At 56.6% G+C, this 5,464-nt stretch carries 4 protein-coding genes; 1 reads left to right on the forward strand and 3 read right to left on the reverse strand.

From position 1 onward, the window contains the following. Positions 1 to 887, forward strand: an 887-nt coding sequence (locus VGE80_RS18300; protein WP_440593666.1) for an ABC transporter ATP-binding protein, incomplete at its 5' end; no start/stop codon positions are given. Positions 888 to 985: 98 nt separating this feature from the next. On the opposite strand, the gene VGE80_RS18305 is transcribed toward VGE80_RS18300, so the two are convergent. The 3 genes from VGE80_RS18305 to pgm all read right to left on the reverse strand — a co-directional run bounded on the left by VGE80_RS18305 (position 986) and on the right by pgm (position 4,824). Next, positions 986 to 1,165 (reverse strand): hypothetical protein, encoded by a 180-nt coding sequence (locus tag VGE80_RS18305; protein WP_373651291.1) that lies wholly within the window; start codon positions 1,163 to 1,165, stop codon positions 986 to 988. 621 nt (positions 1,166 to 1,786) lie between these two features. Continuing rightward, positions 1,787 to 3,115 (reverse strand): dihydroorotase, encoded by a 1,329-nt coding sequence (locus VGE80_RS18310; protein WP_440593667.1) that lies wholly within the window; start codon positions 3,113 to 3,115, stop codon positions 1,787 to 1,789. Positions 3,116 to 3,174: 59 nt separating this feature from the next. Next, entirely contained in the window at positions 3,175 to 4,824 is a 1,650-nt protein-coding gene (gene pgm / locus VGE80_RS18315) for a phosphoglucomutase (alpha-D-glucose-1,6-bisphosphate-dependent) (protein WP_373651289.1), read from the reverse strand. Between the last annotated feature and the right edge of the window lie 640 nt (positions 4,825 to 5,464).

Raw genomic sequence — 5,464 nt, forward strand, 5'->3', positions numbered from 1 at the left:
GCAAGCTGTCGGGTGTTTACTCCAAGCTGAAAAAGTCAGCGACCGCCTGTACCCGGGTCTTTGCCTGGATGGACCGGGCATCGCTGGTCAAGACCGCTCGCCCTGCACTCCCCCTGCCACGTCACAGCAAGTCCATCGACTTTGAAGACGTCATCTTCCACTATGCTCAGTTGGACACAGACGAACCGGGCAGAAAGGCCCTCGACTGCGTGACGCTGACGGTCCCATTCGGTGCGACTGTGGCAGTCGTGGGCGAGAACGGTTGCGGCAAATCGACTCTTGTCAATCTGCTTCCCCGCTTCTGTGACCCTCACAGCGGTCGAGTCTGCATCGACGGTATGGATCTCAAAAGTGTCGACCTCTCGCAGTTACGCGCACAGATCGGCGTTGTCACTCAAGAGACGCTGCTGTTCGACTGGTCGATTGCGGACAATATCCGCTATGGAAAGCCGGACGTGACTGATGCAGAACTGAAGGCTGCCGCGGATCAGGCCCATGTGACAGACTTCGTCTCACGCCTGCCGGAAGGACTCCAGACACAGATCGGCGACAAGGGCCATCGGCTGTCAGGCGGGCAACGCCAGCGTGTGGCGCTGGCGCGAGCCATTGTGCGCGATCCGGCGATTCTGATTCTGGACGAAGCCACTTCTGCGATTGATACGCAGAGTGAGCAATGCATTCATAACACATTGCGAGATTTCACCAAAAATCGCACGACCTTCATCGTCACTCACGGAATGACACCCAGCCTGCTGCAGTTCGTCACGCATGTCCTGGTAATGGATGGGGGTCAGGCGATTGCCTTTGGTGCGCATGACTCGTTGCTCAAAACTTGCCCTCTTTATCAACGTCTGTTTAATGCACAGACATTAAAACGGGCTGGTTGAGTCAACCACTCACCGTCACTCCCTCGGTCACAATTCCGTGTCGAAGTTCCGAACGGGTTGTCCTGAACCCCAGGTTGGTCAGACGTACGGGTAGAACGCTACGAATCCAGGTCAGTCGGAAAGGCTGCGCGACGGCGGATGGTTTCTGCTTCAGACCATGTGGCCCGGATCAGCCAGCATTCGCGGGCAATCTGCTCAGGTGTCGGCAGGTAGGAAGGCTCATTCGCGGTCGATGAGTGCTTGTTCTTTTTGACTGGTTTGGTAGCGATCATCATCATGTCCGATTCCTTTTCTGAACTGGTGTCACATCAATAAGGTCGAAAACTCTTCCCGTCGGTGGTCGTCCACCAACTTCGGTTGAATTCGAGGTAAGAAGCCGGGTTCGTCACCTGTTGCAGCAGCATTCTGTTTTGCCCTCACATGGGCTGAAGTAATGTGCTCCCGCCGAGACTTCTCGTGATGGGTCCGAAGGGCTTTCACACAGGCCTTCCGCTCAGGAAGACGTCACTGAGTTATTGGACTTAGCAATTGGAATGCCATAGCCACAAAGGTGAGCCAAATCGGTCTTTTCAGGCGCTATTTCGCGCTGTGACGGCTCAGTCCAGTGAGCCTGCCTGAGCAATTTGAACGCTCGCCGCGCAACACCTCGAGAGGGGTCGCGCGAGAGGCGTTCATACGCAGAAATTCGTAGTCGCGGGTGACGTCCGCAACCTTGCTTTAATCAACGCTCGCAATTCGCAGCGCGACGAATGAGACCGCGTGAACTTCTACTCACCGTCATTTCTTCCCTGACCCTCAGCGTGGTGAGAACCGGTACTGCAGAGGGACGGAGTGAAAACGACAGCAGAGACGCTGCTTGACGTCTCTGCTGATAGAGTCGGACTGTTGTGGTCGACGATTCAGGATTGGGACCAGTACCCGCCGCGACTGTGATCAAACTGAATCTCGGCGCCGCGGACCTCTTCATCAAATCGGCCATCGAGAAATACGGTACGTCCCCGAACGATTGTGCGAACAGGCCACCCGTGCAGTGTGACGCCATGCCACGGCGACCATCCGCTCTTTGTCTGCTGGTTCTCGTTACGCACTGTCTGTTTCTTGTTCAGATCGATCAGCACAAGGTCAGCATCGTAGCCTTCAGCGATACGCCCTTTTCCAACCATATCCCATACCCGAGCCGGCGCGTCACACATCCATTGAACAACGCTTTCCAGCGAGCAGATTCCGGCATTCACGCTATCGAGCATCAGGGCCAGCGAATTCTCGACAGCAGGCAGACCTGAGGGGGACTTGGGATAGGGCTGCTGTTTCTCTTCGAGCGTGTGTGGTGCGTGGTCGGTTGCAATGACCTGAATCCGTCCCTGCTTCAGAGCGAGCCATAACCCTTCGTTATCGGCAGAGGTCTTGATCGAGGGATTCATCTGAACCAGTGAACCGAGCCGTTCATAGTCATCGACATTGAAAAACAAGTGATGTGGACAGACTTCGGCGGTGATGAGTCCCTGCGGATCGCGGAGGAGTTCTGTTTCCGCCGCGGTCGAGACGTGCAGCACATGGAACCGATGCCGGTGGCGAATGGCCAGGTCGATCGCGCGCTTCGTCGCAATCACTGCGGCAGCCTCATCACGGATCAGCGAGTGATCTTCGTAGGTCGATCCTCCATTCAGCCGTTGTGAGTTTGCCCGGACCGTCGCTTCGTCTTCACAGTGAGCGCAAATGGGCAGCGTGGTCTCGGCGAAAATCCGCTCCAGCGCCTCCTGCTCATCGACCAGCAGGTCACCAGTGCTCGACCCGATAAAGATCTTGATCCCCGGCGTCCGGGTTGCCGCCTGAAGTTCTGCGAGATTGGTGGGGGTCGCACCGATATAGAACCCGTAGTTGACGAAACACCTTTCGCTGGCCAGTTGCAGCTTTTCGCTCAGCCGTTCGACAGTGGTCGTCGTCGGCCGCGTGTTGGGCATCTCGAGGAACGACGTGACGCCCCCCTTGGCACAGGCTCGTGTGGCCGTTCTGAGATCCTCTTTGTGTGTCAGTCCCGGTTCGCGGAAATGAACCTGATCGTCAATAACACCCGGGATGAGAATCAGGTCATGGGCATCGATCGTTTCATCCACCTGAACCCCTTTGGGGGGATCGATCCCAAGGATTTTTCCACCTTCAATGAGGACATCCACACGGGCCTGGCCGGCAGGTAGAACGCAAGTGGCACCAGATATCAAAGTTCGCACGAAAGGACCTCACTTATGCAACGATTCACATTCTTACCGCAGGCACTTGTCCGGCTGAATCAGTCGGCGCTCAGCGCCTTGCTGACGATCTCACGTGCCTCGGAAACGATCTGCTGCAAGTGCTGTTCGTCACGGCAGCTTTCCGCATAAAGTTTATAGATGGCTTCCGTTCCCGAGGGGCGGGCTGCAAACCAGCCCCCGTCGGTTGTCACCTTGATTCCGCCGATCGGCTTCTGATTTCCCGGGGCGACATCCAGTTTGGCCGTAATCGCTTCACCGGCCAGCGTGTCCGAGGTAACCGACGCGGGCTTCAGGCGCTTGAATGCTTCTTTCTCTTCCAGGGAAATCGGCTGGTCGATCCGCGTGTAGTGCCGCTCGCCAAACTCGGCAACGAGATCCCGGTAGTGCTCACCCGGGTCGCGTCCCGTTTTCGCGGTAATTTCCGCAGCGAGCAGCGCCAGAATAATGCCATCCTTGTCAGTTGACCACGCAGACCCGTCCATCCGCAGGAAGCTGGCTCCGGCACTTTCTTCACCCCCAAAGCCCAGTGTGCCGCTGTACAAGCCATCGACAAACCATTTGAAACCGACCGGAACTTCATAGAGATTCCGGCCAATTGACGAAGCGACGCAGTCGATCATCTGACTGCTGACGCAGGTCTTGCCGACTCCCGCCGTCGCCGGCCATTCCGCGCGGTGCTGAAACAAGTAGCGAATCGCCACGGCAAGATAATGGTTTGGATTCATCAGTCCCGACGATTTCGTCACGATTCCATGCCGGTCCGTATCGGGATCATTTCCGAAAGCGATATCGAACTGATCCTTGAGCTTAACAAGGCTGGCCATGGCGTATGGGCTGGAACAATCCATTCGGATCTTGCCATCATGGTCGACGGTCATAAAGCCGAACGCGGGATCTACACGCGGGTTGACGACGGTGACATCGAGTCCGTAGGTCTCGGCAATGGTCTGCCAGTAGCCCACAGCAGCCCCACCCAGGGGATCGACGCCGATTCTCAGCCCCGCACGTCGAATGACGTCCATGTCGATCACATGCTTCAAGTCGTCGATGTAATCGCGCGCGAAATCTTTGGAAGTAGTCGTCGGGGCATTGAGAGCCGCTTCATACGAAACCCGCCTGATCGTCGAGATACCCGCTTTCAACAGTTCGTTCGCACGATTCTGGACCCAGCCGGTGATATCAGTGTCCGCAGGTCCTCCGTTTGGGGGATTGTACTTAAATCCCCCATCTTCAGGAGGATTGTGCGAAGGAGTGATCACAATCCCATCGGCCTGAGGCCCACTCGAATGATCGCGGTTGTAGCACAGGATTGCGTGCGAGACTGTTGGAGTGGGAGTGAAGCCATTCCCGTTCTGGATACAGGTCTCGATACCGTTCGCGGCGAGGACTTCCAGAGCCGACTGCTCCGCAGGACCCGAGAGTGCGTGCGTGTCTTTGCCGAGAAAGAGGGGTCCAGTGATCCCATGGTTGCTGCGGTATTCGATCAGGGCCTGGGTGATAGCGACAATGTGCGACTCGGTAAACGTACCGTTTTTCGAAGTCCCGCGATGTCCGCTGGTCCCGAAGCTGACCAGTTGTGCTTTGTTCTCGGGATCCGGCCTCTGATCATAATACAATGCGATCAAACGAGATGTATCGATCAGCAGTTCGTGGGGTGCCGGAAGTCCAGCCAGTGGGGAGGTGGCCATATTGTGACCTTTTCTCTCGTTCAGCAACGAATGGGAGAGTCTCGCGTCGGCGCAAGGACTCGTAAATTGTGACTTTTTTCACGGAACGGCGATGAAGGTGACGTTCGGATTGGAATCCCGTCGCGATCCACAGCCTCCAACCCGCCCATGTCCAGCCGTCATCGGCCGCTCAGTATAAGCATTCACCCCGAAAAATGGCGCGTCGTGGTCCGCAGAAGACTGTCAAAATTCCCATAGAACGACTCATTCGCCGTAATCATGTGAACCAGCAGCAAAAACAGATACCGGGAAGTCAGGCGACCCGTTTCACCGTCACCGCATTGCGAGGCCAGAGTCGCTTTGTCCCCTGGGCCTTGCCGTCCTCAGTCGCAGAAACCAACAACACCGCAGCCCCGAACGTGACATCACACTGGGGACACGAAACCGATGCCACTGCTTCGAGAGTCCTCTCCGAAGCAGTGCCCGCGGTACCACCACAGACCAACTTCTCCGTCCCAGAACAACTAAACGCTTCGATCAAGCCTGCAACGGACTGGAGCAGCAGACACTTGCAGTAACCCTGAATGTGACATCACAGGGGACACGAAACCCATGCCACTGCTTCGAGAGTCCTCTCCGAAGCAGTGCCCGCGGTACCACC

The organism is Schlesneria sp. (genome assembly GCF_036405755.1).
GTDB lineage: Bacteria > Planctomycetota > Planctomycetia > Planctomycetales > Planctomycetaceae > Schlesneria > Schlesneria sphaerica.

Bases quoted from the DNA above. Each gene is read 5' to 3' on its own strand.
- VGE80_RS18305 (WP_373651291.1), bottom strand. From the start codon at position 1,165: ATGATGATGATCGCTACCAAACCAGTCAAAAAGAACAAGCACTCATCG.
- pgm (WP_373651289.1), bottom strand. From the start codon at position 4,824: ATGGCCACCTCCCCACTGGCTGGACTTCCGGCACCCCACGAACTGCTG.